The organism is Bacillus nitratireducens (genome assembly GCF_036320425.1).
Classification (GTDB): Bacteria; Bacillota; Bacilli; order Bacillales; family Bacillaceae_G; genus Bacillus_A; species Bacillus_A nitratireducens.
On the sequence record NZ_JAUMJO010000001.1, the window covers coordinates 362,750 to 389,188 of the forward strand.

The 26,439-nt window shown below is 34.0% G+C and carries 24 protein-coding genes and 1 riboswitch; of the genes, 7 read left to right on the forward strand and 17 right to left on the reverse strand.

All coding sequences use genetic code 11. From position 1 onward, the window contains the following. Positions 1-99: 99 nt before the first annotated feature. Positions 100-2,244 carry a DNA topoisomerase III gene (gene topB / locus Q3V31_RS01940; RefSeq protein ID WP_090813143.1) on the reverse strand — a complete coding sequence of 715 codons (2,145 nt, stop codon included), beginning with the start codon at positions 2,242-2,244 and terminating at the stop codon, positions 100-102. Between the two features lie 437 nt (positions 2,245-2,681). On the opposite strand from topB, the gene Q3V31_RS01945 reads away from it, so the two are divergent. Beyond that, positions 2,682-3,239 carry a hypothetical protein gene (locus Q3V31_RS01945; protein WP_090813142.1) on the forward strand — a complete coding sequence of 186 codons (558 nt, stop codon included), beginning with the start codon at positions 2,682-2,684 and terminating at the stop codon, positions 3,237-3,239. Between the two features lie 39 nt (positions 3,240-3,278). Here the strand turns inward: Q3V31_RS01945 and Q3V31_RS01950 are convergent, their stop codons facing one another. After that, on the reverse strand, positions 3,279-4,919 hold the full coding sequence (locus tag Q3V31_RS01950) for a multicopper oxidase family protein (protein WP_242399868.1): 1,641 nt from the start codon (positions 4,917-4,919) through the stop codon (positions 3,279-3,281). 118 nt (positions 4,920-5,037) lie between these two features. Then, positions 5,038-6,321: an aminopeptidase P family protein gene (locus Q3V31_RS01955; protein WP_090813140.1), complete on the reverse strand. Its 1,284-nt coding sequence runs from the start codon at positions 6,319-6,321 to the stop codon at positions 5,038-5,040. A 221-nt stretch (positions 6,322-6,542) separates the two neighbouring features. Here Q3V31_RS01955 and Q3V31_RS01960 point away from each other — a divergent pair, with 221 nt between their 5' ends. Continuing rightward, complete coding sequence (locus Q3V31_RS01960) at positions 6,543-7,535, forward strand: F510_1955 family glycosylhydrolase (protein WP_090813139.1); 993 nt, start codon at positions 6,543-6,545, stop codon at positions 7,533-7,535. A 15-nt stretch (positions 7,536-7,550) separates the two neighbouring features. Further along, complete coding sequence (locus tag Q3V31_RS01965; protein WP_329761876.1) at positions 7,551-8,270, forward strand: urease accessory protein UreH domain-containing protein; 720 nt, start codon at positions 7,551-7,553, stop codon at positions 8,268-8,270. A gap of 52 nt (positions 8,271-8,322) precedes the next feature. Here the strand turns inward: Q3V31_RS01965 and Q3V31_RS01970 are convergent, their stop codons facing one another. After that, on the reverse strand, positions 8,323-9,240 hold the full coding sequence (locus Q3V31_RS01970) for a hypothetical protein (RefSeq protein WP_329761877.1): 918 nt from the start codon (positions 9,238-9,240) through the stop codon (positions 8,323-8,325). 247 nt (positions 9,241-9,487) lie between these two features. Here Q3V31_RS01970 and Q3V31_RS01975 point away from each other — a divergent pair, with 247 nt between their 5' ends. Further along, a complete protein-coding gene (locus Q3V31_RS01975) occupies positions 9,488-9,718 on the forward strand; it encodes a DUF896 domain-containing protein (protein WP_061689763.1) in 231 nt (76 codons plus the stop codon). A 50-nt stretch (positions 9,719-9,768) separates the two neighbouring features. Here Q3V31_RS01975 and Q3V31_RS01980 read toward each other — a convergent pair whose 3' ends face one another. The 6 genes from Q3V31_RS01980 to deoC form a co-directional block, all read right to left on the reverse strand. Next, entirely contained in the window at positions 9,769-10,251 is a 483-nt protein-coding gene (locus Q3V31_RS01980; RefSeq protein WP_090813137.1) for a CcdC family protein, read from the reverse strand. 15 nt (positions 10,252-10,266) lie between these two features. Then, complete coding sequence (locus tag Q3V31_RS01985; protein ID WP_000737877.1) at positions 10,267-10,662, reverse strand: DUF2871 domain-containing protein; 396 nt, start codon at positions 10,660-10,662, stop codon at positions 10,267-10,269. Between the two features lie 163 nt (positions 10,663-10,825). Then, positions 10,826-11,221 carry a cytidine deaminase gene (locus Q3V31_RS01990; RefSeq protein WP_000358534.1) on the reverse strand — a complete coding sequence of 132 codons (396 nt, stop codon included), beginning with the start codon at positions 11,219-11,221 and terminating at the stop codon, positions 10,826-10,828. Between the two features lie 33 nt (positions 11,222-11,254). Continuing rightward, a complete protein-coding gene (locus Q3V31_RS01995; RefSeq protein WP_001983022.1) occupies positions 11,255-12,556 on the reverse strand; it encodes a pyrimidine-nucleoside phosphorylase in 1,302 nt (433 codons plus the stop codon). 36 nt (positions 12,557-12,592) lie between these two features. Beyond that, complete coding sequence (locus Q3V31_RS02000; RefSeq protein WP_000876193.1) at positions 12,593-13,774, reverse strand: NupC/NupG family nucleoside CNT transporter; 1,182 nt, start codon at positions 13,772-13,774, stop codon at positions 12,593-12,595. A gap of 105 nt (positions 13,775-13,879) precedes the next feature. Continuing rightward, positions 13,880-14,551, reverse strand: coding sequence for a deoxyribose-phosphate aldolase (gene deoC / locus Q3V31_RS02005; protein ID WP_001017444.1), 672 nt, complete (start codon positions 14,549-14,551; stop codon positions 13,880-13,882). A 156-nt stretch (positions 14,552-14,707) separates the two neighbouring features. Here deoC and Q3V31_RS02010 point away from each other — a divergent pair, with 156 nt between their 5' ends. Further along, complete coding sequence (locus tag Q3V31_RS02010; protein WP_000477042.1) at positions 14,708-15,070, forward strand: hypothetical protein; 363 nt, start codon at positions 14,708-14,710, stop codon at positions 15,068-15,070. 48 nt (positions 15,071-15,118) lie between these two features. Here the strand turns inward: Q3V31_RS02010 and Q3V31_RS02015 are convergent, their stop codons facing one another. The 6 genes from Q3V31_RS02015 to Q3V31_RS02040 all read right to left on the reverse strand — a co-directional run bounded on the left by Q3V31_RS02015 (position 15,119) and on the right by Q3V31_RS02040 (position 23,198). Further along, the gene (locus tag Q3V31_RS02015; protein ID WP_090813136.1) at positions 15,119-16,066 is read right to left on the reverse strand and encodes a DNA-binding transcriptional repressor DeoR; all 948 of its coding nucleotides are present in this window, start codon (positions 16,064-16,066) and stop codon (positions 15,119-15,121) included. A 222-nt stretch (positions 16,067-16,288) separates the two neighbouring features. Then, positions 16,289-16,915: a LysE family translocator gene (locus tag Q3V31_RS02020; RefSeq protein WP_329761888.1), complete on the reverse strand. Its 627-nt coding sequence runs from the start codon at positions 16,913-16,915 to the stop codon at positions 16,289-16,291. Between the two features lie 233 nt (positions 16,916-17,148). After that, complete coding sequence (gene nheC / locus Q3V31_RS02025; RefSeq protein ID WP_090813134.1) at positions 17,149-18,228, reverse strand: non-hemolytic enterotoxin subunit C; 1,080 nt, start codon at positions 18,226-18,228, stop codon at positions 17,149-17,151. 133 nt (positions 18,229-18,361) lie between these two features. After that, the gene (gene nheB / locus Q3V31_RS02030; protein WP_000162972.1) at positions 18,362-19,570 is read right to left on the reverse strand and encodes a non-hemolytic enterotoxin NHE subunit B; all 1,209 of its coding nucleotides are present in this window, start codon (positions 19,568-19,570) and stop codon (positions 18,362-18,364) included. A 37-nt stretch (positions 19,571-19,607) separates the two neighbouring features. Then, complete coding sequence (gene nheA / locus Q3V31_RS02035) at positions 19,608-20,768, reverse strand: non-hemolytic enterotoxin NHE subunit A (protein WP_000751815.1); 1,161 nt, start codon at positions 20,766-20,768, stop codon at positions 19,608-19,610. Between the two features lie 603 nt (positions 20,769-21,371). After that, positions 21,372-23,198, reverse strand: coding sequence for an APC family permease (locus tag Q3V31_RS02040; RefSeq protein WP_329761889.1), 1,827 nt, complete (start codon positions 23,196-23,198; stop codon positions 21,372-21,374). 144 nt (positions 23,199-23,342) lie between these two features. Next, positions 23,343-23,489, reverse strand: a riboswitch (cyclic di-AMP (ydaO/yuaA leader). A 139-nt stretch (positions 23,490-23,628) separates the two neighbouring features. Between Q3V31_RS02040 and Q3V31_RS02045 the strand changes: the two genes are divergently transcribed. Beyond that, entirely contained in the window at positions 23,629-23,757 is a 129-nt protein-coding gene (locus Q3V31_RS02045) for a hypothetical protein (protein ID WP_000031870.1), read from the forward strand. A 54-nt stretch (positions 23,758-23,811) separates the two neighbouring features. On the opposite strand, the gene panE is transcribed toward Q3V31_RS02045, so the two are convergent. Beyond that, on the reverse strand, positions 23,812-24,756 hold the full coding sequence (gene panE / locus Q3V31_RS02050; protein WP_329761890.1) for a 2-dehydropantoate 2-reductase: 945 nt from the start codon (positions 24,754-24,756) through the stop codon (positions 23,812-23,814). A 175-nt stretch (positions 24,757-24,931) separates the two neighbouring features. On the opposite strand from panE, the gene Q3V31_RS02055 reads away from it, so the two are divergent. After that, entirely contained in the window at positions 24,932-26,407 is a 1,476-nt protein-coding gene (locus tag Q3V31_RS02055) for a hypothetical protein (RefSeq protein WP_329761891.1), read from the forward strand. Positions 26,408-26,439: the final 32 nt, after the last annotated feature.

A 26,439-nucleotide genomic window follows, 5' to 3' on the forward strand; every position in this document is an offset into this window, starting at 1 on the left:
TGACATAAAATTGTCATGCTTTTTCTTTTCTATCTATATTTTCAAACCTAATACAGCACATTTTACTCGGGAAAGAGCTTTTTCATTTGTTGAAACCACTTAATTCTCAAAAACAAAATTCATCTTATTATCTTTCCACTCTAACTTCGCATCAAATGTTTTCTCGCCTTTTTTAAAGCCTTTAATTAAATCGGTCTTCTCACCTTTTAATAGCTTCGTCATGTTTTTTTGCGAAATTGTTTTACTTAATATCTTCTTCGAAACGGTAAAGTCACACTGTGTTGTATTATAGTTAGAACAACCGTAAAACGTTGACTTATCAATCACATCGCCATCACATTTTTTACAACTACCAACCTTTTTACCCGTTGTAAATTTCGATCCTTTTCGTTCAACCGATTCAACATGTAATCCGGTGAAATCCCATTTCTCCGACATTTCCACCGCATCTTCAATAATTTTAGCTGATAGCTTTTTCGTTTGCTCCATAAATGTAGCTGGTGAAGCTGTACCTTCTCCAATCTCCGCAAGGCGTTGCTCCCATTTTGCTGTCATTTCTGGTGAAGCCAGTATTTTATCACCAATTGCCGTAATTAATACTTTACCTTTGTCGGTTGCATACACTTGGTTTTTCTGCACATCTATATATTTACGGTCTTTCAGCATTGTAATAATACCTGCACGCGTTGCCTCAGTACCTAAACCTTCTGTTTTCTTTAATACTTTCTCAAGCTCTTCATTCTCTAAATACTTACCAGCCGTTTTCATTAACGTAATAAGTTGTCCTTCTGTATAACGCTTCGGTGGCTGTGTTTTTCCTTCTTTCACTTTCACCTTTACAACTTTTCCTTGTTCACCTTCAGCTACAATTGGAAGAATCGTTTCGTCATCTTTATCGTCTTGGAAAATAACTTTACGCCAACCTTCTTGAATTTGCTGTTTTCCTTTCGAAATGAACGCAGCACGTTCGTCCACAAGAGTTGTAATCGTTGTGTAATCAAAGATTGCTACTTCATAATGTGCCGCAATCAGTCTTCTTACGATCATATCGTAAATTTTCTTTTCATCACCTGATAGTTTGCTTGGATTTGTAACTTGCTCTGTCGGTATAATTGCGTAGTGATCTGTAACTTTCTTTTCATTCACATAACGCTTATTATTCATAATCGATTCAACTGGTGCTGGCAATAAACCTTTATATTCATCAAACTGACTTAACTTCTGTAAAATATCAGGGAACGTCGCTGCCTCTCCTTGTGTAACATAGTTAGAATCCGAACGAGGATAAGAGACAATCCCTTTTTGATATAGTGCTTGCGTTATATCAAGTGTCTTTTTCGGTGAAAATTTAAAGGCTTTATTCGCCGTTGCTTGCAGTGCTGATAAATTAAATAAAAACGGTGGCTGAAACTCTTTACGCTCCGTTTTCATTTCTTTTACTACAGCCGGTTTGTTTTGACAAAACGCTGCAATTTTATTTGCCAAATCAGGATCATTTAAGCGGGACTCATTATCTTTCTCCCATTTCCCCTCATATTTCTTTCCTTCTATATTAAAGGTTGCGAACACTTCCCAAAACGGCTCTGACTTAAAGTTCTCAATTTCTTTCTCACGCTTTACGATGAGTGCTAATGTTGGTGTTTGTACACGACCAGCGGAAAACACATCATTCATTCCCTTTTTCTTTAGCAAAATGCTAAAGACACGCGATGCATTCATACCAACGACCCAGTCAGCGCATGATCTTGTATATGCTTCATAATACGTATTAATCGTATCTGCTTCATCAAGTAAGTTTTTAAAGCCTTGATAAATAGCTTGCTTCGTTAAAGATGAAATCCAAAGACGCTTCATTGGCTTTTGCACGTTGCAAAGATTAATAATGTTTCGTACGATCAATTCCCCTTCACGCCCAGCATCGCCCGCGTGAATAATTTCTGTTACCTGAGGGTTATGTAACAGCTGTTTCACAACGTTAAATTGCTTATACTTTGACTTTGTTACCTCAAACTGAAAACGCTCTGGAATCATCGGTAACGTATTAAGTGACCATTTTTTCCACTCTGCGTGATAATGCTCTGGATTACATAACTGCGTCAAATGACCAATTGCCCATGTACAGTACGCTCCATTTGGAAATAACTCATTCGCTTCTACTTCTAAATATCCATCTTTTCGGCGATATTTAAACTGTGAAACAAGAGCCAAACCTTGATCTGGTTTCTCGGCAATAATTAATTTCATTTTATAACTCCCTATCTGTATTCCAGTGTTACTTTCATTGTATATATGTTTAGAGGCGATGATAATACAACAATCTTATTTATCATTCGCGGTTTGTCTCACAAATGGGAGACCTATAATATTATACGCTTATTCTTTATGGCTTCACAATAGAAACTCATTATATAACAATTTCTTTCACATGCTCATAGACAAAAAAGACGCTCAAAATCGAGAGTCTTTTCCATTCACTACTATTTACTTTCATATATTCTATAGAATTTAAAATACAACAATTCCTTATGAAGCATCGTCTACTAAGATAACCATCATTATTTGAGAATTATATTGAACTTACCTTTTTTAAATTGTGCAGATAATTTGCAGATATATATTAGCATAAGTATTCTCCATTTGAACATATGATGAAGTGAACGATAGGACAGGGAGGTATCTTGATGTTTGCTTATACGCTAACTACCTTAACACTTTGTTGTATCTCGATTATTATTACATCATATATTTCTAAACGTAAGGGTACCCTAATGGAGTATATGGTATTTATTATGTCTTTTAGTATGAGTATCGGTTTAAGTATCGGTTTTTATTTAGGGATTCTCTGGAAAGGAGAATTACTATATTCTACTTTGCTTGCTATTTTGATCAGTGGTTTTATCGGTTTTTTAGTCGGTCTACGTTTTCACCTGTATACCGCCTTAGAAGGAATGTTCTCTGGATTAATGGCAAGTATAATGGGCGCAATGATTACAGAAATGTTAAACGCTCAACAAGCTCATAGTATACTGTTTATTAGTCTTTTACTTACTATAACGATAACTATGTCATGTATGATTCACCTTTTATCTGAAACCTTCTCTACTTTTATCCATCGTCGGTTTCTATTATTACTTTCCATCAGCGTAGTAATTGTTCTTACTGTATTCGTGACATTCCCAGATCACACTCCCCCATCTTCATCCGAGCATGATCAACATATGCATAACGCTAAAGACTAAAATATATAAAGCAGTTATCCTATGGATAACTGCTTTATATTATTCTGGCTTATTAGGAATGTTAGGGTTTGGAACATAATCAGATTTATAATCTGTATATTTCACTTCTGTTACCATCCCCGCTGAAGCATGGTGTAAATCATGACAGTGGAACATCCATTCACCCGGATTGTCTGCTACAAAGGCTACTTCATATTCTTCTCCTGGTTTTAAGTTCAATGTATCTTTCACAATTGGAGAACCTTCTATCGGTTTTCCATCTTTACTCAAAACCTGGAAGAAGTGACCATGTAAATGCATTGGATGATCGTCCATTTTAGAACGATTTACTAATTTTACTCTTACTAAATCACCCTTTTTCACTGAAATTGGGTCAATATCTGGGAATACCTTTCCGTTAATTGTATATACCATTTCATTTCCATTCATTTGCGTATTTAAGTCCATATTATATGTGGCAGTATACTGCTGGTCTAACGTGAAACTACCTAATTTTTTAGCACCATATTTCGTCATATCTAATTTCGGTAATTTTTCTTTTTCGTTTGCTTTATCTTTCATCTCTTTGCTTCCATCATATTCAATAACAGCTTTCATTCCTTTTGCAGCCTTATTTTCTGAATGGTCTTCAACGTACCATTTCCCAGGATTGTTAGCTGTAAATTCAACATCATAACGTTCACCCGGTGCAATTGAAATTACTTTGTCTTTTATAACTTTTGGATCGTTAATTGGTTGACCATCTGTTGCAATTACTTTTATATCATGACCGTGAACGTGTATATCATGTGATAGATAACCCGCATTAACGAGTCGCAGACGAACTTTATCACCCTTATTCACTTTTAATGGCTCTACTAAATCTGCGCTTTTACCATTGATTGTGAATAAGTCATACATACTCATATCATGTCCTTCCATCTTCATATTTCCATGATCCATGCCTGCCATATTGCCAGAGTCTTTTTTATCGCTCTTCATGTCCATACCTGAATGATCCATGCCTTTCATATCATCATTCTTTTTCGTATTTTCATTATCCTTAGATTTATTACCTGTTGGCCCTTTTGTCATTTCTTTTAACTGCTTATTAATTTCTTCTTTATCTGTTATCCATTCATCTAACATTAAAGTGTAATCTTTATCATATTTTTCCTTTGTATCTTCTACAATGAGCGCTCCATACAAACCTCTATCTAATTGATTTACAGAATCTTGATGTGAATGATACCAATACGTTCCTGGTACGTTCGCTTCAAACTCATAGGTGAAACTTTTTCCAGATTCAACCGCATCTTGCGTCACGCCTGGAATTCCATCCATATTATTTGGGACAGGATACCCATGCCAATGAAGAGATACTGGTGCAGATAGTTCATTTTTTAATGTCACTTTCACCTTTTCGCCTTTTTTCACCCGAATTTCTGGACCAGGAGATGAGCCATTAAATGTCCAGACTGGGACAATAACACCGTTACTTAATTTTTGCTTTTCTTCTTTCGCTATTAAAGTAACTTCTGGTCCTTTTTCAACTTTCAATGGTTTTGTAGCCGTTTCAGTCTGTGGTGTTCCTTTATCGTTCATATTTTTATGATCGTTTGTTGTATTTGTGGTCGCGGAACATGCAGCAATTAAAGATATGACAGAGACTGTAGCTGCTGTTAATACAAATCGCTTCATGGAAAACCCCTCCTTTTTCTTTTTCAAAATCATTATAAAAAATGATTTTCAAGAAAATATGGAGATGTGCAATGGATCAAATAAAAAGACGCCCAAAATTGAGCGCCTCTACTAATGATTATTTCGTAACAACTTCATCTTCTTTTACATTTACATTATTTTTACTCATAAACGCTTCAATCTCTTCAACTTCTCTAATGATATCTTTTGACAAGTTTTCATGTCCGTCTTTCGTTACAAGAATATCATCTTCAATACGAATCCCAATTGATTCTTCTTCAATATATAGACCTGGTTCAATCGTAATAACCATACCTTCTTCTAACACTCTATCTTTGTATGTTCCTACATCATGAGTATCTAAACCAAGGAAATGGCTGACACCGTGATAATAGTATTTTGATAACTCTTCATCTTCTTGAATTAAACCAATTGCTTTACACTCTTCTGCCAGTACCTTTTTTGTATGCTCATTTAATGCAGCAAACTTTAATCCTGGCTTAATAAGTTCAGTTGTTTCTTTCAATGCTTTTAACACGATATTATATATTTGTTTTTGGCGACTAGAGAATGTTCCATTTGCCGGGAATGTATAACTTATATCAGCGTTATAGTAGTCTTTTTGAGCGCCTAAGTCTAGCAGTACTAAATCACCATTTTGAATTTGTGCATCATTGTCTTCATAATGAAGAACTGTAGCATTTTTACCACTCGCCAAAATTGTATTGAACGCATGATGCTTAATTCCAGATGATTTCAGCGTGAAATCAAAATGTGCTTCTAATTCATATTCCATCGCATCTGCTTTTGCATGCTTGAGTACGTTGTAAATCCCCTCTTTAGTAACAGCAATTGCTTCCTTAATAATTTCAATTTCTTCTTCTGTTTTAAAGACACGTAATTCACAAATGTTTGGATAAACATTTCCAATTGTTATGTGTGGGTACTGTTCTCTTACGTGTTTAGCAAATGCTAACGTTTTCGTCTCAGTACCGCTCCACTCACGAAGTTCCAAGTCTAAATTCACTTGTTTTACATTTTCTGTGAAAAGTGTATTTGCCATTGTCTTTTCAAAGCTATCTAAATATACGACTTTCTTTATACCTGAAATTTTCTCTGCTTCTTCGTTAGAAACTGTTTTACCGACCCATTTTTCCATTACTGGATCTGACTTTTCAATGAAAAGTGTTTCTTCTACACTATTTCCAAACTTCTTCAACATGAAAATAACATTTGGCTCATCTATTCCCGTTAAGTAGTAAAAATTACGATTCGGCACAAATTTATAATGTCCATCAGCTGACATATGAGGTGCTTGTCCCGCAAATAAAATAGTAATAGATTCATCTGGTAATGTTTTTACTAATCGTTCTCTATTTTGAGTAAAAAATGTTGATTTCATAATAATCCCCCTAGCGTTCTATGTATGCTTGTAAAACTAATTATTCAATACAATCCATTCTATTATTGTTATAATTTTTCGTCAATTAATAGTACTCATAGAGAAAGGAAATTTTTCATTACTAGGGCCCCTTACATTCGAAATTATGCATACCACTCCACAATTTCTTGACATTTACTCCATATACTTAAAATCTCATATATAGGAAAGGAGCTAAAACTTTGAAATATTATGTAGCAACAGGGATTGCAATTACTTCTTTATTCATTATTACAGGATGTTCTAGCAACGCCGAAATAGCACCGGCGAACAAAGAAACGGTGCGATTTCAGCCAAAACATACAGAAACAGCAAATACGAGTCTGCAAAGCTTCTATAAGGAAACTACTTCTGGAAAAATCGAGCACATTCACGGAATTGGCTATGCAGGAAATATGCCTGGGGTTTCTATCGCCACTCATAGCGGGATAAAAGTTTATCAAAATGGCAAATGGTTTGAAACTAAGACTGAGCTACATGATTATATGGGATTTCAGGCAACGAAGAATGGGTTCTTTGCCAGCGGTCATCCTGCACCAGGCACAAATTTAAAAAATCCTTTAGGATTAATGAAAAGTTCTGATGGCGGTAATACCCTCGAAAAGCTAGCGTTTTATGGTGAATCTGATTTTCATAACCTTGCTGTCGGATATAATACAGAAGCAATTTATTTGTACAATGAGCGCCCTAATTCCAAATTGCAACAAGGTTTTTATTTCAGTACGAACAACGGACAAGATTGGAAAAATAGTAAGTTAAAAGGTCTTTCAAGTACGATTCATTCCTTTTCCGTACATCCGGATCAACCTAGTGTAGTCGCGGTAAGTGCTAAAGACGGTGTATATTTGTCTACAGATTATGGAAATACATTTGAACTATTTTCTAAACCAGTTGAATCGACCGCAGTTACATTAAGTAATGAAGACATTATCTATGCCTCTATTAATAAGCAAACTGAGCAACTGATTACGAAGAAATCAATTGCTACAAATGAAGAAACAAACTTACAGATTCCATCTTTAGATTCTAAAGATACAATTATGTACATATCACAAAATCCTCAAAATTCAGCTGAAATAGTTTTTGCTACAATGAAAGCTAATGTGTTCCTTTCTACAGATGAGGGTAAAACGTGGAAACAGATTACGAAAGAGGGAACATTCCAATTTAATTAGAAAGGTGAATTTAACGTGTTTTCAACAATTAGTGAATGGAGCTATCAACTAATGTCTCCTTTAATGAATGTCGCGAATGCTACGAAATCGGTACCTCTTTTATTTGCGTTTTTATTAGGCGTAGTAGGTACCCTTGCTCCTTGCCAATTAACAGGAAACATTAGCGCTATTACACTTTATGGCAATCAATCTTTACAAAAGGGACATGTATGGAAACATATATTGTTATTCATTTCAGGAAAAATAATAGCTTTTACAACGCTTGGACTATTCGTATGGTTTTTAGGAAAAGAGATTCAGCAAATATTAACTTTGTATTTCCCATGGTTACGAAAGATAATTGGACCTTTATTAATTTTAATGGGGCTAATGTTGGCAGGTATTATTAAAGGACGAAATTTCTTCTCAATCAAATTTATACGAAAACAAAATGAAGTTGGCTCATTTTTACTTGGATTCTTCTTTTCCTTAGCTTTCTGTCCGACTATGTTCGTTCTATTTTTCGGAACGTTAATCCCTTTATCTTTCTCATATAATTATGGTTACTTGTTTCCAACATTCTTTTCGATAGGGACTGCTCTTCCTATCGTTATATTAATATTCATCATCTCCTACCTTGGATTAAATGGGGCACTACTTAAAAAGAGCCGAAAAATAGGAACAAACATTCAACTTATAGCAGGGGTACTACTCATTTTAGTTGGAATTTATGATATATCCTTATATTGGGTATAAATAAAAAAGGTAAGTTCAAGTGACTTGAACTTACCTTTTTTACAAATTATATTTAACTCTTCTGCATGCCCGTTTGCTTCATCTCCCACTTTTTATACAGTAGTACTGCACCAAATAAAAATACCCCCGCAACAAATGAAGCTACTGGTAACATTTTTATCATTTCATCAGGAAATACGAGCGGTAATAACGGAAATGCATACGCTGCGGGAATACGTACTCCAACGATTTTTAATAAAATAAGCATTAATATCATATTGAATAGAGTAACTACAATCCATGAGTCAATTGCAAAATACAATAACGTTCCAACAGTTGCCGATATAGTTAAAACTACTATTTGTTTAAACGCCATTTTTTCATTGTACATCGGCTTTTGAAGTGATTCATACACGACAACTAATATTGGAGGAATAACTGCTAATTGCTCATAACCAGTTATCCAACATAAACTGATCCACACAAAATTTAGTATTAGAAATACAATCATATACTTATACTGTATATTCACTTTTCGCTCAATACCGTTGTTCAATTTAAATATAAAAACACCAACCATTAATATAAATGTTAAAGCGCAGACTGCGATAACAAATGACCATTCCGTCGCATTTGTTACTAATGGTAATAAACCTGTCGCAATAGATGGTGCTAAATTGGATTGAATTACACGTAAAAACAGCATCATCAGTACAAGCGTTAAGCTTACTTTCCCTAAATAGGCTATCTCCATTTGATTCACCATAAAACCAATTACAGCTGTTATTGACGGTGCAATAAAGATTTTTTCTGGCTGTCTTAACCATCCTGGCTCACGATACACCCATAAAGCAATTGCCATTGCTGCTATTTCCGGCAAAATGACTTCTGGATCATTTAATAACACACCTGCTGTTACCATAGCTAAAATAAATAAAATAGCAATTGTAAATGAGATGATAGTTTCTTTCTTTGAAATTACTGCATTCATTATTACATACTCCTTTTTGCTTATTACTCTCATAAAGTAAAACAATACATTAACATACCCTACTAAGGTATTGTATATTAACGTGTTTTCTATTTCAAGTATTAGTAGTTATTTACACTCACTCTTATCCCATACACTTACAAAACAAGGAATGTTAATAGGTATTGACACTTATTAAATGATACGTTAAAATAACTATACATTAGTAAGTAACTAATGTAATTAAATCTAACTAGAGGTGAATCAAATGAAAAACATTTTATTCCGTATTAACGAATTATCAAAAAAAGAAAAAGCATCTGGATTAACAGTTGATGAAAAACAAGAACAACAAATGTTGCGTCAAAACTATACAAAAACATTTCGCGGGAGCTTAGATTCCATTTTATTAAATACAAAAATCGTTGATCAAAATGGTCTTAACGTTACACCAGTTGCATTACAAGATGCTCAAATACGTTTAAAATTAAGCAAATGAAATCAAAGCTAAAAAAACAATCGTATAAAACATAAAAAGAGCTGAAATTCCTATATAGAAATTCCAGCTCTTTTTATTGTCTTTTCTAATTTAGTATACGAGCGATACATCGCGATTCTCCACGATACGATCATCGCAAAAGCGAGTAAGAAAAACATTCCACTTAATTGGGTTAAATCAATCGACTGACTTAAATATGATTTTAATGCTACTCGCACTGCTAATAATCCAACTAAAATAAATATAAATGCTTTAGATGGTTTCATATATATATGTTCGCCTCTTATTTCGAACTTAGTTGTTTTAATAAGAAATATAGAAAAAATAAGTCCTACGCTGATTGCCTCTACTATTTCTAACGATGTTAACCGAAACTCTGGTAAGAAGTACATCGATGCACCAGTACTCATAAAGATTGGCGGTAATATAATTTTCTTTTTCGTTACCGGTTTTTTCGCTGACTTAAAGCGAAGAAACATCACTCCAACAGCCATACAAACCGCTACAATACTTGATAAAAGTGCTAAACTCATATTCTCCACTCCTATCTATTTAAAAGACTTTTTTAGCAAAATCATAAACCAAACAAGCCCAATACTTATAATGACATGACCTAATCCAGCCATATGGCTTAAACCATTAAAGTCAGTTCCGTTTACTTGTAGAAGACCTCTAAATACCATTGTAGCAATAGTAAAAATTAATCCTACATTATAAACAACAAACCACGCACGAAAACTTTTTGTTTCATGGACATTAAACACTTTAAATAGAGCTAGAGCGATCAAAAAGAATACGAAGCCGAGCACTAATACGTGTGTATGCACTAATTGCAACATAGTGGATCCTTTAATTCCTTGCGCTTTCGTATACTCTCTTGCAAATACACCTGATAATAAACCAATAATTAAGTAAATGAATGCTGCATTATATAATTTTTTCATTATATTCCTCCTGCTGTAGAACGACAATTTATATCGTCACTTTCCATATTCACTCCAATTATTTTACGTAAAGTTTATGAACGGAATATGAACGGAATGTTACATTCTATTATTGGAAACAAAAAAGCCATTCCACAACTTTTCCTTGTGGAATGGCTTTTACTTATTTTAAATCTTCAATTGTGAAAGCACCCGGTAATAACTGTTCAACCGTCACTTCTTTTTCATCGCCTTTTACATTCGTTAGTAAAACTGGCATTTTCGGATCACAAAATTCAGCAATCACTTGTCTACAAGCACCACATGGTGAAATAGGTCCGTCAGTTTCTCCTGTAATGACTAAGTAACTAAAGTCGCGCTCACCTTCTGATACTGCTTTAAATATTGCTGTTCTTTCTGCACAGTTACATAAACCGTAAGAAGCGTTTTCTATATTACAACCAGTATAGATTTTACCTTCTTTTGTAACTAATGCTGCACCAACAGGAAATTTAGAATACGGAATATACGCTTTCGATAACATCTTATTTGCTTCTTCAATATATTTTTTCTTATCCATATTATTTCCTCCTCAAAATAAATGTAATATTGATTAGTCAGTAATAACTGTATGAACTAATTTAGGAGCCACTGCTGTTTCAGCGATAGAAATGTTCTCATAAATTTTTGCTTTTACATCTTCTACATTTTCGCGATTTGCATAAATCGTTACGAACGGCTCGCCTTCTTTTACTGCATCGCCAACTTTTTTACGTAACATTAAACCTACTGCTAAATCGATTTCATCTTCTTTTGTCGCACGACCAGCACCTAATAACATAGCTGCGATACCGATTTCATCTGCAACAATGTTTGAAATCACACCTGAAGTTTTTGCAGGTACATCAATTACATACTTCGCTTGTGGCATTTTTTCTGGATTGTCTACAATCGAGCTGTCTCCGCCTTGGTTGCTTAAGAACTCTTTAAATTTCTCAGTTGCTTTTCCATTTTTCATAACTTCAATTAGCATTTCACGAGCTTCTTCTAATGTATTTGCTTTTTTAGCAAGTACAACCATTTGGCTACCTAATACAAGTACTAATTCTGTTAAATCTTCTGGGCCTTCACCTTTTAATGTATCAATTGCTTCCTTCACTTCTAGAGCGTTACCAATTGCAAAACCAAGAGGTTGTGACATATCTGAAATAACAGCCATCGTTTGACGTCCAACATTATTTCCGATACGTACCATTGCATGAGCTAATTCTTTTGCATCTTCTTCTGTTTTCATAAATGCGCCAGCACCTGTTTTTACATCAAGTACGATCGCATCAGCACCAGCTGCAATTTTTTTACTCATAATTGAACTTGCAATTAGAGGAATCGAGTTTACTGTTCCTGTTACATCACGAAGTGCATAGATTTTTTTATCTGCAGGTGTTAAGTTTCCTGTTTGTCCAATAACAGCTACTTTGTCACGGTTTACAATATCAATGAACTGTTCTTTCGTAATTTCAACGTGGAATCCTTCTACCGCTTCTAATTTATCAATTGTTCCGCCCGTATGTCCTAAACCACGACCAGACATTTTTGCTACTGGTACATCTAAAGCAGCAACTAATGGTCCTAATACTAATGTCGTTGTATCACCAACACCGCCAGTTGAATGTTTGTCTACTTTAATTCCTTCAATTGCTGATAAGTCAATCGTTTCTCCAGACTCAACCATCGCCATCGTTAAATCTGCACGTTCACGATCTGTCATATCTTTAAAGAAGATTGCCATTGCAAGTGCACTCACTTGATAATCAGGAATACTTCCGTCTGTATATCCATTAATAAAGAATTTGATTTCTTCAGTCGTTAATTCTTTGCCGTCACGTTTTTTCGCAATAATATCTACCATTCTCATTACAATCACCATTCCTTTTTATATGATATGAATCTATTAAAATAATAAGCCTACGATTGTTGCTGATAAGAAACTTACTAATGTTGCACCGAAAAGTAATTTCAAACCGAATCTTGCGACTACATTCCCTTGTTTTTCATTTAAGCTCTTAACTGCTCCAGCAATAATTCCAATTGAAGAGAAGTTTGCAAATGAAACTAAGAATACAGATATAATCGCTGTCGTTCTATCTGAGAAATTAAAGTTTCCTTTTGCTAAATCTGTCATAGCGACGAATTCATTTGATACTAATTTTGTTGCCATAATATTTCCGGCATTAACTGCTTCATGCCAAGGTACACCCATAATAAATGCAAATGGTGCAAATACATAGCCAAGAATTTCTTGGAATGAGATACCGATTACACCTTTAAATACTGCATTAATGAATGCGATAAGAGCAACGAAACCAATTAACATAGCTGCCACTGTAATCGCAACTTTAAATCCATCTATAATGTATTCCCCTAATACTTCAAAGAATGTCTTTTTCTCTTCTTCTTGTACTTCTAACATATCCTCTTCTTCAGTAACTTCGTACGGGTTAATGATAGAAGCAATGATGAAACCACCGAATAAGTTAAGCACTAAAGCGGTTACAACATATTGCGGTTTTAATAACACCATATATGATCCAACGATAGACATAGAAACGGTAGACATTGCAGATGCACATAATGTATACATTCTTTTCTCTGGCAATAATCCTAGTTGTTTCTTAACTGAAATAAACACTTCAGATTGTCCTAAAATCGCAGAAGCTACCGCGTTATATGATTCTAGTTTCCCCATTCCATTTACTTTGCTTAATACTAGACCGATAGATTTCACAATAATAGGTAATACTTTAATATGTTGCAAAATACCTATTAAAGCTGATATAAATACGATTGGCATTAATACACTTAAAAAGAATGAAAACTCTTTTTGATTTACTAATCCACCAAATACGAAGTTCACACCATCAGCGGCATATTTTAATAATTCTCCAAAACCATCTGCTATTCCGCTAATTAATATATTCCCTACACTTGTATTTAATAATAAAAATCCCAAAATGAATTGTAATATAACCATCGTTATGATTGGGCGATATTTGACTTTCTTTCTATCATTACTAGCAAGCCAAGCGATACCTAAAATCAATACGAGGCCTAAAACACCGATTAAGTATTTCATAAGCCGTCTCCTCCCATTCGTATCCGCTTACATTCTTTTCAATTGTTAAAGCAATAGATACACTTTACTTTAAACGTGTATCTATTGCTCTTCACTCTTTAATGATTAGTAGTTATCTGTAGCACCTTTTGCATCATTTAATACGATTGCAACACTAGCACTTGCTCCAACGCGAGAAGCTCCAGCAGCTACCATTTTGTCTGCATCTTCACGTGTACGAACGCCACCAGATGCTTTTACACCAACGTTTGGTCCTACTGTTTTACGCATTAATGCGATATCTTCAGCAGTTGCTCCGCCAGTTGAGAATCCAGTTGAAGTTTTTACGAAGTCAGCACCAGCTTTTACTGATAATTCACAAGCGCGTACTTTCTCTTCATCTGTTAATAGGCAAGTTTCAATGATTACTTTTACAAGAGCTTTTCCTTTTGCTGCTTGTACTACTTCATAAATATCTTTTTCAACGAACTCGTTATCGCCATCTTTTAAAGCGCCTACGTTGATTACCATATCAACTTCAGTTGCACCTTTTGCGATAGCATCTTTTGTTTCGAAAGCTTTTGTTTCAGTAGTGCTTGCTCCTAATGGGAAACCGATTACAGTACAAACGTCTACATCATGTCCAGCTAATTCTTCAGCAGCTAGCTTTACCCATGTAGGATTAATACAAACAGAAGCGAATTTATATTCCTTTGCTTCTTCGATTACTTTCATAACATCTTCTTTTGTAGTATTAGCTTTTAAAATTGTATGGTCAATTAACTTTGCAATATTCATTATCTTCACTCCTCATATCTTTTAACAACTTCATTCTAACTCTTAGTTGAACAAATGTAAATACACTTTTGAAATTTTGTTCATTCTTTTTTAGAAGGGAATTTCTTGTAATACATTGAAAGTAGTATAAGCTTGTAAATAAAGGATGTGAACCACTTGTTTAAGTCAAAATTCTTTATATTCACATTGCTAGTATGCACTTCACTATCCATATTTATTTTTTATAAAAGGGATGTTATTTTCCAAGAAGGAAACCCCATTCCATTTGCTTTAGCTATGTCTAAGATGGTTATTCAAGACAAAGAAATGGTGGAAGTAGAACCGATAGATAATCAATACCCCTACTTAGTAAAGCGCGGAAAAATGGAACCTTTTATCGATATGATGGAGCAAGATGGATGGACTTTTGTAGATAGAGATATTATGGCTAACTCACTAATTTTTGAAAAAGGAGATCAATCAAAGAGCGTTCCTTACAAATACTTTACAAGGTACTACACCTTGATTTATTCATACTAAAAATAAAAGGCTTTCTCAAAATTAATATTTTGAGAAAGCCTTTTATTTCTAATCTTTTTTATAATGTAACAATTCTTTTGCTGTATGCTGATCGATAATTAATACATTTGCATACCCACCACGTAACGCACCATCAATTGCTTTTATTTTTCTATTACCACCCGCAACTAAAATAGAACGTTTCTTCAACTTTAATTCTTCTAACTCAATTCCAATTGTACGCTTATTAATTTCTTCGCTACTAATATTTCCGTCTCCATCAAAGAAACGTGAACAAATGTCACCGACCGATTGTTTTTTCAAAATGTTCGTTTCATCCTTATCGAAATATCCTAATCGGAATAATAGCGCTTCGTCTCGCACTGTTCCAACAGTGAAAACTGCAATATTCGCTTGTTTTCCCATTTCGATAATGTGATGAATATGTCTATCTTGCTCCACTAATTCTTTTGTCACTGCATTATCAAATATGACCGGAAGGGGTAGATTTCTTGGCGTCGTTTGAAACGCATCTGCAAATAAAGCAATGGTCTCATTCGCATATGTATTTACACTTGAGTGACTAATGCCACCTTTTAATTGGACCACCTCTACGCCTTTTACATGTTGTGGTACAATTTTTCTGGCGATTTCATACATCGTCATTCCCCAGCTTACACCAACGATATCCCCATTTTTCACTGTCTTTCCCATGTACTCAGCTGCATATTTACTAATATACTCAGTAATCGTTGCATATTCTGGAACTGGAGAAAACACAACATGTGCCTCTAACAAGTTGTACTTTTCTTTCAGTAAATTCCCAACATTATCTAAATCAGCAAATGGATCAGCTATACTAATTTGAACAAACCCTTTTTCTTTTGCGTACTTTAATAATCTAGAGATCGTCGGTCTTGAGATATTTAATTTGTTAGCAATTTCTTGCTGACTATAATCTGATTGATAATATAATCTTGCAACTTCAACGCTTAATTGTTGTTTATCTTTTTCCATAGTAACTTATTACAAACCCTTTCCTGTATTTCCCTTTCGTTACAAGCATTATACAGCTTTATGCAAGAAATTTCGACTACCGAATTTTATCCACCTAAACTTCTACTACACTTAGTCTTTACAATGAAACTTTATTTTTTAGCTTCATACACTCGATACAGATGATCTTGAAGTAGTTAAATCGATTTATATTTAATTCATTCTTTGTCTTTCTATACATATTTATTTTTGGAAAAACAATCTAACTCCAAATACTAATAATACTGCGCCCGTAATACCCTCTATTGTACGGTTCACTCTTTCTTTTCTTAAAAAAGTTCTTAATTGACGTATGAGTGAGATATAAAGTAAATACCATATTGCTGTCAAAGTCGTAAATGTGACTCCTAATAAAAGAAATTGGAGGAAATGATTTTGATTACTCACAATAAATTGGGGTAGAAAACTAAGGAAAAACACAGCAGTTTTTGGGTTTAAAATTGCCGTAGTAAATCCTTGTCTAAAACTTTTAATTGCTCCAATATCCTTAGAGTCCATTACTACTGAACCTGACATATCTTCTTTTTTATGTAAGGCACTTTTAATTGACTTTACAGCTAAGAAAATTAAATAAAAAGCTCCAGCATATTTTATAAATGTAAATAACATAGAGAATTTCATTAGGATGGCAGAGAGTCCTAGCGTAGCCATTATTGTATGAATCATCATTCCAGATATCGTTCCTAAAACAGTCTTTATCCCACCATTTTTACCATGCGAGATAGTATTTTTTGTAACTAGTGCAAAACCAGGACCAGGCATTATTATGATTAGCATTGCTGTAAGGATAAATAATAAATAATTTTCCATGTTCTAGTATTTCCTTTCCAATTTTTAATTTTGCTTACAGTATAGCTTTTTTCGTTAAAACATTAAATATAAAAAGCTTGATCGGAAGTTTATTAAAGTTATTAGTATCAATTTGACTAAACATTATCCCAGAGCCACATTGATAATACACATGAAAAACTTATATATCAAATTACAAGTTCAACTCTCACTAAAAACGCAATAAAAAATAAACAGCGGAACTAGTCCACTGTTTACTTTGCCACGCCTTCATGTAATTTTTCTGTATAATCCTTTACATCTTTCCAGCTATCTTTCGCTGTATTTAAATCTTCTTTTATAAAGGTAAATTCTTCAGGGCTGATTCCTTTTACGTTTTGTAGTAAATTATTATATTTTGCCCCTACCGTATACCATTGATTTGATATATTTTGCAGTGCTGTGATTGCTGCATCGATTGTTTCTGTCATGTTTGTTGTTTTATTTTTCACATCAGTCAAAATTGCGACTTCTGCTTGTGCTCCTGAAATTCTATCTTTTAAATTGGCTATTTCTCTTTCTGCATTTGCGATATCTTTTTTCGCAATCGCAATCATCGGTCCACCAGCAAGACATGTTATTAATGCTACGCAAAGTACGCCACCAGCAATGACCATATCATTACTCTTTTTGATCGAATCATTATATGTATTTATTTGTTGCTCTAATGCTGGAATACCTGCATTCGTACTTGCTAAAATCGCTGTTAATTGATTTGTATCCTCTTTAAAACTATTTGTATCTTTCGCCATTCTATCGCGAAAAGCTTTTAAATTCCCTAATAATACATCTACCTCATTTTGATTCTTTAAAATGTCCGCATACAACTTTTCTAAATCCACTTTTAATTTACCGCTATCCTTTTGATCAATCGCTACTAGCATGCTATTATAGTACGTTTGAAAAGTATTATTGTAATTAATAATATTTTGATCCGTCTTCATAATTTGAGGCTTCATATTATTTAACCAATACGCCGCATTAATTTTTGCATCTCTTTGGTGCTGAACCATATTTCCTTTAAACTCACTATTAATTGAACTTATTTTACTCAAATCAGTCTCTTGCTGATTTTGAATTAATTTTGCATATGAATCCATTGCGAATATGCTCGATGTCGTTTGCGCCATTACATCTTGGAACCCTGCTGGTCCGAGAGAATAATTTTTCGCATTTTCTTGCAATGTTTTTACGTTTTGTTCCGCTGCAAAAGGATGTAAAGGAAGCACATTACTCGTTGCCACTCCAGCAATCATTATCGTTAAAAGGCATTTTTTATAGAAATTATTACGCATACTTATCACCTATTCTTTTTATGAGGATATGAAACGTTAGAGGTAAAAGAACTCCTGCTCACTACTGAACAGGAGCTCTCTATTTTATGATAATCAATTATCTATACATAATGTTGCAACAGTTTAATTGCTATTATGCTTTTTTCGTATCTACTACTTTAATGTCTTCAGCATAAATCTTTTCTGCATAGTCTTTAATGTTCTTCCAGCTATCTTTCGCGATGTTTAAATCTTCTTTTATGAAAACAAGGTCATTTGGACTAATTGAATCTACATTTTGAAGTAAAGAATTGTATTTTGATCCCATTGTGTACCATTGATTTGAAATATTTTGCAACGCTGTAATTGCAGTGTCAATCGTATTTGTTAAATACTCAGTTTGTGTTTTAATGTTCGTTAACCCTGCTACTTCTAATTGAGCAGTCGTAACTTGTCCTGTTATCTTTTGAATTTCTGCTTGTGCATTATCAAGCTCTTTCTTCGCTAATACGATTCCAGCTGTTCCACCACCTACAGCTGCTGTACCACCTGCAATTAATGCGATTCCTAGCGGCGTTCCTGCACCAGTAGCAATAACTACTGCACCACCGATAATTGCAATTGGGCCTAAAGCTGTCGCAACAGATGAACCGATAATAATTGCATTATATTTACTAATTGCTTCATTATACGTTGCAATTTGATTTTGCAGAAGCGGAATTCCAGCATCTTGACTAGCTAAGATTGATGTAATTTGATTTGCATCTCCCTTGAAGTTTTGAGTATCCGACGTCATTTTATTTCGGAATTTCTTCAAGTCTTCTACTAACTGATCTACTTGCGCTTTATTTTCATTAATACTACTTGATAATCTAGTTAGACCTTTCGTAAGAGTTGCTTTATCCTTCGCATCTACCGCAGCAACTAAAGTATCATAATAGTTTTGGAATTTCGTATTGTAATTAATAATATTTTGATTCGTTGAAATAAGCTGTGGCTTTAATACATCTAGCCACTGTTTCGCATTTCCTCTAGCTGTATCTTGGTGCTGAATCACTTTTCCTTTTAAAGCTGCATCAACAGTCGATACATTACCAAAGTTAACATTTCCTTGTTTAATAATTGTTAAAGCGTACAGATCCATTACTAAAGCGTTTGAACCTGTTCTTTCCATTGCATCTTTTAGGCCTTCTGGTCCTAATGAGTATTCTTCATAGTCATTATAAGCTTTTGCTACTGCATGAACTGGAGCTTGTTTCACTGTACTTTCAGCTGCATACGTATGGGCTGGCATAATATTCCCTGCTGCAAATACTGCCATAAGTGCTGATAGAGCCATTACTTTATAAGGTTTTTTTGTCATTTTTCTTCTCTCCCTATATCGCTAATTATTTTTCTGTTTAATGTACTTCAACGTTTGTAACGTAATCTTCAAATTGATTTGTTTGCTTATTCATTTCATCACTTACTTTTTTAAGTTGATTGAAATGTTTTTGAAGTAAACTACTGTCTGTATACGTGCCTTCTTCAATATTTGTTTGAATTTGGATCATATTATTGTTTAAAACTTTCCAATCCGTTAATAACGTCTCTAAAGTTGAAATTTGGCGATCAATTAGTTCTGTAAAGCTACTTACTTGATCTTCAACGAATGTAATTTGAGTTGCCTCTGATTCAGTTTGTGATAACTTTTGAATAAGTGGTAATAACTCTTTTTGCTTTTGTTGAATACGAAGAGCGGCTTCCCTCGTTTGACTATCTGCAGCATTTACAATTTCATTACTTAAAGTACCGATAGAAACAAAATCAATTGTTTTCGTTTGTGCAGTTTGATTTGTAATTGTAAATACTTGTTTACCGATATTAATAGAACCTTTAATAATTTCTTGTGGTCTATTCAAAATAGTAGTTAGTTCAGCTTGAATTTCCCCTTGAATTCTTTTTATGTCTTCTCTTAATTTCACAATATCTCCACTTGACCCTTGCAGTGTTTTTATTGCTTCATCAGCTTTAATTGATAAGTTGTTACTATCTTTGTCTAATACCGTTTTAAATCGATTTAACTCTAATAAATCTTGCTCCATACTCTCTTGAATGCTTTGGACTTGCAATTGTAATTTTCCATATGCGTTTGTAAAATCTGCTTTTGCCTGTCCATCTTCATTTACTTTTCCTGCTAGTTCATAGAGCTTACTATAATAGCTATTAAATCTAGTGCTGTATCTCATCATCTCTTGATTTAAGTCGATTAGCTTCGGATTATATTCATCAATCCACTCTCGTACATTCGCTTTTGCAAATTTTTGATGATTCGTTAAACTACTCATAGCGTTTACCTTAATGTCTGGTTGTTGTAAAATAACTAATCCGTATGCTTGGATAAGTGGTGACTGTGACCCTAACATTCTAATTGAATTTGATAATGTATTTGGGGCAATTGCATTTTGCACGTTTAATACTTTCACTTCTGATTGCCCTCCTTCAGCGTAAGCGCTTACAGGAATGAAGCAACTCGTAGATACTGCTGTAACCAATAACCCTGTAATTAAAGTCTTTTTCACTTTAACTCCTCCTATGTATTAGCAACTATTACTATCGCATTTTATTATTCTATTTTCTTGCAAATGATTTGAGATGGTTAAAAATAGAGAACGTTCTCACCGTGAGTCATGTACGAACCACCTCTCTCAAACTTTATTTCTACAGTACTTACTTATTGTTATAAAATATTTCATAACTTTTCACATGCGCTTAGTATGAATGACATTGTATAAAATTTCTGTTTCATCGTAATTTCCACATTCACACAGTGAATATATTACATGAAAATATTATTCATTTTAAGATAAATAACGTACGTAAATATGAAATTCCGTTTTATTTTTATTTAAGTTTTGTACTGTAAGGTCATTTAAACACAGCTATTCATCTACCGTAAAGAAGTATTTTAATTCCCTTTATTTTCAAGCCTCATGTCTTTATTCCAAAATAAAATCCACTTAACTTTCTCCATTAAAATATCCATATATCACAACAAAAAACACTGTTTACTCATAAGTGATTATATTATATCAATATAACTTTAAGGCCTATATGCAATTATGCATAACATATACACAAAAAGGATAGCTTCACTTTCGTGAAGCTATCCTTAAAAAGTCTTATTACTTTTTCAAATGATATGGAACTGTCGTAATAACAACATTTCTTTTATAGAGTAAATACGCACGAATGAGTAAACTAGACTGATTATGAAGAATGTTATGCCAACCTTTTTTCGGAATAAACTGTGGTATAACGACCGTAACTCGGTAATTTGATTCACTCGCCTTATATTGTACTGTATCAATAAATTTTGTTAGCGGCTGAATAATACTTCTATAATGAGAATGTAATGTAACAAGCCTTACTTCAGGTTGCCACTTCTCCCATTTCTCTTCAAATTTCTTTTCCTCTTCTCTGTCAAAAGCAACATACACAGCGATAACTTGATCTGCAGAAAGAGCTTTAGCATAGTTCAGTGAATTTTCTACTACATGAGTCATACCTGCTACAGGAACGACAATTACATTCCCTTCAATCGGAACAAGTGGTTCACAAGTTTTTAAACTTAATTGATCCCCCACTGCATCATAATGCTTCTTAATTCGATGGAACAAGAAGATAATGACAGGTAAGAAAATAAGGATCGACCAAACTTGTGCGAATTTAGTTAAAAAGAACATACTCATTACGATAAAACTAATGACTGCACCAATTAAATTGACCGTTAATCTCAAAGCCCATCCTTCAGGTTTTTCACGAAGCCATTTTATTACCATCCCAGTTTGAGAAAGTGTAAATGGAATAAATACACCTACTGCATATAACGGGATTAAATGTTCTGTTTGCCCTTGGAAAGCTACAATTAAAATAATTGAAGCGATTCCAAGTATAATAATACCGTTTGAGTAACCTAGGCGGTCTCCTCTAATCGTAAACATTCTCGGTATAAACTTATCTTTCGCAAGGTTAACTGCTAATAGCGGAAATGCAGAATAACCTGTATTAGCAGCAAGAATTAATATTAAAGCTGTTGTACCTTGTATGAAATAGTACATGAAATTACGTCCAAAAGTTTGTTCAGCAATTTGTGAAACGACTGTTACTTCCTTACTTGGATTAATTCCGTAATAATAAGCTAAAAAGACAATTCCTGAAAATAAAACTGCAAGTAATGCACCCATTGCAAGCAATGTTTTCGCTGCATTGTTAGGTGCAGGATCTTTAAAGTTTGGGATTGCGTTAGATATCGCCTCAACACCCGTTAAAGCAGAGCTTCCTGAAGCAAATGCTCGTAACAGTAAGAACAAACTAATTCCTGCAACTGGTGTTCCAATCGGCGTGTGTAAAGTCGGTGACACGTGACCAGTTAAAATATTGTATATCCCTACACCAATTAATATAAATAGTGCTAAAACGAATAAATAAACTGGATATGCTAAAACAGAAGCTGATTCCGTTACCCCTCTTAAATTTAAAATAGTAATCAATATAACAAATATAATCGCAATGATTACATTATGTGCATGTAAGCTAGGGAAAGCTGATGTGAGCGCATCTGTACCTGCAGATACACTTACTGCAACAGTTAAAATATAATCGACTAATAAAGATCCTCCAGCTATTAATCCTGGATTCATCCCTAAATTTTCTTTTGATACTACGTATGCCCCCCCGCCATGCGGATAAGCAAAAATAATTTGTCGATAAGATAAAATAAGAGCTGTCAATAATACTAATACCCCAACAGCGATCGGAATAGAATACCAATAAGCTACCGCTCCAAGGCCTGCTAGTGCAATTAATATTTGCTCTGGTCCGTATGCAACTGATGACAATGCGTCAGAAGATAAAATGGCTAGCGCCTTCGTTTTATTAAGCTTTTGCTCTCCTAACTCAGTTGATTTTAACGGCCTTCCAATTAAAAACCTTTTGATAGATGAAACCACTGCTGTCCACTCTCCAATAATTTTGTACGAACTTTTCTGCTAGTTACAGCGTATAAACTATTTCTTCAGAAAACAAAAAATGTCTACAAGCCATAACGAAATAGACTTGTAGACATTATATTTTTTGTCGCACAAGCTCCACCTTCCTTCTCAATATAACGCTTACGAGGTTAGCTGTCGGATTTGGACCTTTGAGTAGCCCTACCTTTTTCAAGGATTCACCCCATTGGATTAAGTACTAATCCATAAGAACGGGTCCCCCGCACCATGCGGTTTCAGCGATTTAGAAAATTGAAACTGTGGATTATAATACTCCTTTATTTTCAAAATGTAAACAAAAATTTTTAAAAAGAAAAAATTAAAATGATTGCGCATAATCCGCCGATAAATATACATAATGAATACTAAAAAATCGATAAAGGAGACCTATATGTCTAAAGAAAAGAAGCCTATTTTTTCCGATTCCTATTTAGATGCATTAGCAAATGAAATTAATCAGTTGTATGGGAAACGCGAACAAGAAATAAACTTGACAGAAAGAGTTAAAAGAAATAAATAATTTGTCATAAAAAAGAAAGCAATACATTTATATATTGCTTTCTTTTTTATTTTTTCATACATCCAATTCTATTGCCGATTTGTTAAAGACCATTTCTTCATACACTTTTAAATTTTGATATACTGCTCCTAATAATGGTGCTTCTATAGAAAATTGCTCTGCTAAATCCAGTAAATATCCTTGTAAGTGCTTCGCTTCAATGGACGAACCTTTTTCCATATCACGCTGCATCGATGACTTCATATCATACGAAATTTTATCAATTGTTTTCATATGTTCCTGGGCAATGTTCTCCTTTACCGGAGCTCCTAATGCCCTCATGATTTGCACAGATTCTTCAAATAAGTTTTGGATAAAATCGCGTCCACCTTCGCTTTCGCGAATCGGTCCTATTGGTGCACGCATTAATGTTGTCACACCTGACATTACAGTAATAAATAAATATTTATGCCACATATCTTGCGTAATATTTTCACTTAAAACAAAACTAGATTTCGTACCTGCAAATGCTTTGGAAATATGATTGATTCTCTCTGAATCTTGAGACTTAATTTCTCCAAATACAAGTCTGTTGGCAGCACTCGTTTGTACAATTTCTCCCTGATCGTTTAATGTCGTCTCGATAAAGCATAGACCGCCAATTACTTTCTCTTCACCGAATTCCTTTTGTAATAGTGATAAATGAGCGATACCATTTAACAATGGGATTATTACAGTATTTTCACCTACAAACGGCTTCAAATCTTGAATTGCCTCGTTTAAGTGATACGCTTTTGTTGAAAATAAAATGACATCAAATGGAGAAGTTCGATCTTCTTTCGTTATTAATTTCGGTTGGAAGGAAAAATCTCCGTTAATACTTCGGATTACAAGTCCTCTTTCCTCCAATTGTTTTTTCCGTTTACTACGAACAAGAAACGTAACATCTTCTCCCTTTTCTACTAATCGACCTCCAAAAAAGCCTCCAACGCCACCAGCTCCTAATACTAAAATCCGCATACAACATCCCCCTTTTCAAAATACAATTTTATAACTTTTAGTATACATAACATTATACATGTCCCCTATTAAATAAGCTGAATTTTCATTCTTAATAGAGTATAAAACAGTGGTTATTTTCAAATGAATTTGGGCATGTTGTTTCTATAGCATACATGGAAAGGAAACAATGTAGATGGAGGCAATACAAGCAATTGAAGAAAAAGATGTAACAACAGCTGTATTTCAATTTATATTCCCGTTTTCTTTTAAAACTGGATATGAACAAAATATGTTCCCTTTCTTACAGAAAAATGATTTTCGCCCTTTTCGACTCGATCACCTTGAAAATGAAAATACATACTACGGAAAGTTTCAAGTTTCACATCAAAATATGGAAGCATACTATCTTTCATTTACAAATAAAATTCTATTTCCTCACTCAGAGCATCAAAAAGGATTACAGCGCTATTCTAAAGACCTTAACTTAACTGGACATTTAACAACAAATCTTATTTCCGTTCCATTCAAAATACACTCTATTGACGTAACACTTTGCCCTTATGAGCTTGGCTTCTTAACAATACGGACAGAAGTAGAAACCTCTCCAAACATGACATTATCAGAAGCAATTGAATTCGCTGCCCGCTTCCGTGTACTTGAAACTAAAAATGACACAACTGAGACTATTTGTATTGAATGTAATGGAAAACAATATTCACAAGTAGAGAAGCTTATATTCGGCGATTTATTTCATGGCTTAACAGACTTCTTTGAGAAAAAGAGATTGCGGAGCTCTTACTTTCAAACATTCCCATTCTTTGAAGATCAACGAATGTATGTACAAACTTTATTATCCGTGAATAAGGAGTCAGACCTTCATATAATCGATGTATACCGAACTTCCAGTCTTTCCGGATTAACAGACGCTGGCAAGCCGTATATTAGCGCAAATAATGTTCCTTATATTCAAGATTATTTAACAAAACATTCTTATCAAAGATGGGCTCCTAATCGCTACTTTGTTATGGAAGAACACATTTTTACATGTATAACAAATGAAGGTGAACAAGCAATCGCTAAACTTGCTAGTCAAATGTACGGGGAATTTTATTACGCTTTATTATTAAACTTATTTCATAAAGTTGTTTTATTAAAGATGGCAAACGCTTATGCCGAGTTAAATATTGAACAAGATACAAATGAAATAGAGAAATTAATTTATTCAATCAATTCGTTTACAGCGAATTACTTTTCTTTAGAGCTAGTATCCCAATCACAGAGTGAAGATATTTTTTTTCGCTTAAGAAGGCTATTTAACATTGAGGTTCTATACGCGAATGCGAAACAAAATCTTGATAGTTTGTTTAAATATCAAGAAAACGTCGCCTCTAAAAAAGATAGCCTTTTATTATTAATTTTAACGCTCTACTCTGTAGTAGGCCAAATGTTAGGTTTTACTATGATTGATCTTTTAAGAAACACCGATTCAAAAAAAATATCGTCGCCACTTGAATTTTTCGCGCTTCTAATAGCAATCAGTGGCATAGTCATTTCACTTATTTTAGGTGCGCAAAGTTTATACCAATGGAGTCTACAACATAAAAGAAGAAAAGCATGGGTAAAACAAACTGTACTTTCTGCTGTGAAAGAGAAGGATAGTACAAAATAACTAAAAAACAGATGGCAGCACGATGCTACCAT

What these genes read in the sequence shown, in the direction of transcription:
- nheC (WP_090813134.1), bottom strand. Translation starts at nt 18,228, where the DNA reads ATGCGTAATAATTTCTATAAAAAATGCCTTTTAACGATAATGATTGCT.
- Q3V31_RS02055 (WP_329761891.1), top strand. Translation starts at nt 24,932, where the DNA reads ATGGAGGCAATACAAGCAATTGAAGAAAAAGATGTAACAACAGCTGTA.
- Q3V31_RS01945 (WP_090813142.1), top strand. Translation starts at nt 2,682, where the DNA reads ATGTTTGCTTATACGCTAACTACCTTAACACTTTGTTGTATCTCGATT.
- Q3V31_RS01970 (WP_329761877.1), bottom strand. Translation starts at nt 9,240, where the DNA reads ATGAATGCAGTAATTTCAAAGAAAGAAACTATCATCTCATTTACAATT.
- topB (WP_090813143.1), bottom strand. Translation starts at nt 2,244, where the DNA reads ATGAAATTAATTATTGCCGAGAAACCAGATCAAGGTTTGGCTCTTGTT.
- Q3V31_RS01955 (WP_090813140.1), bottom strand. Translation starts at nt 6,321, where the DNA reads ATGAAATCAACATTTTTTACTCAAAATAGAGAACGATTAGTAAAAACA.
- deoC (WP_001017444.1), bottom strand. Translation starts at nt 14,551, where the DNA reads ATGAATATTGCAAAGTTAATTGACCATACAATTTTAAAAGCTAATACT.
- Q3V31_RS01980 (WP_090813137.1), bottom strand. Translation starts at nt 10,251, where the DNA reads ATGAGTTTAGCACTTTTATCAAGTATTGTAGCGGTTTGTATGGCTGTT.
- Q3V31_RS02020 (WP_329761888.1), bottom strand. Translation starts at nt 16,915, where the DNA reads ATGGAAAATTATTTATTATTTATCCTTACAGCAATGCTAATCATAATA.
- Q3V31_RS02015 (WP_090813136.1), bottom strand. Translation starts at nt 16,066, where the DNA reads ATGGAAAAAGATAAACAACAATTAAGCGTTGAAGTTGCAAGATTATAT.
- Q3V31_RS02045 (WP_000031870.1), top strand. Translation starts at nt 23,629, where the DNA reads ATGTCTAAAGAAAAGAAGCCTATTTTTTCCGATTCCTATTTAGATGCA.
- Q3V31_RS01995 (WP_001983022.1), bottom strand. Translation starts at nt 12,556, where the DNA reads ATGAGAATGGTAGATATTATTGCGAAAAAACGTGACGGCAAAGAATTA.
- Q3V31_RS02000 (WP_000876193.1), bottom strand. Translation starts at nt 13,774, where the DNA reads ATGAAATACTTAATCGGTGTTTTAGGCCTCGTATTGATTTTAGGTATC.
- Q3V31_RS01990 (WP_000358534.1), bottom strand. Translation starts at nt 11,221, where the DNA reads ATGGATAAGAAAAAATATATTGAAGAAGCAAATAAGATGTTATCGAAA.
- Q3V31_RS01975 (WP_061689763.1), top strand. Translation starts at nt 9,488, where the DNA reads ATGAAAAACATTTTATTCCGTATTAACGAATTATCAAAAAAAGAAAAA.
- nheB (WP_000162972.1), bottom strand. Translation starts at nt 19,570, where the DNA reads ATGACAAAAAAACCTTATAAAGTAATGGCTCTATCAGCACTTATGGCA.
- panE (WP_329761890.1), bottom strand. Translation starts at nt 24,756, where the DNA reads ATGCGGATTTTAGTATTAGGAGCTGGTGGCGTTGGAGGCTTTTTTGGA.
- Q3V31_RS01985 (WP_000737877.1), bottom strand. Translation starts at nt 10,662, where the DNA reads ATGAAAAAATTATATAATGCAGCATTCATTTACTTAATTATTGGTTTA.
- Q3V31_RS01950 (WP_242399868.1), bottom strand. Translation starts at nt 4,919, where the DNA reads ATGAAGCGATTTGTATTAACAGCAGCTACAGTCTCTGTCATATCTTTA.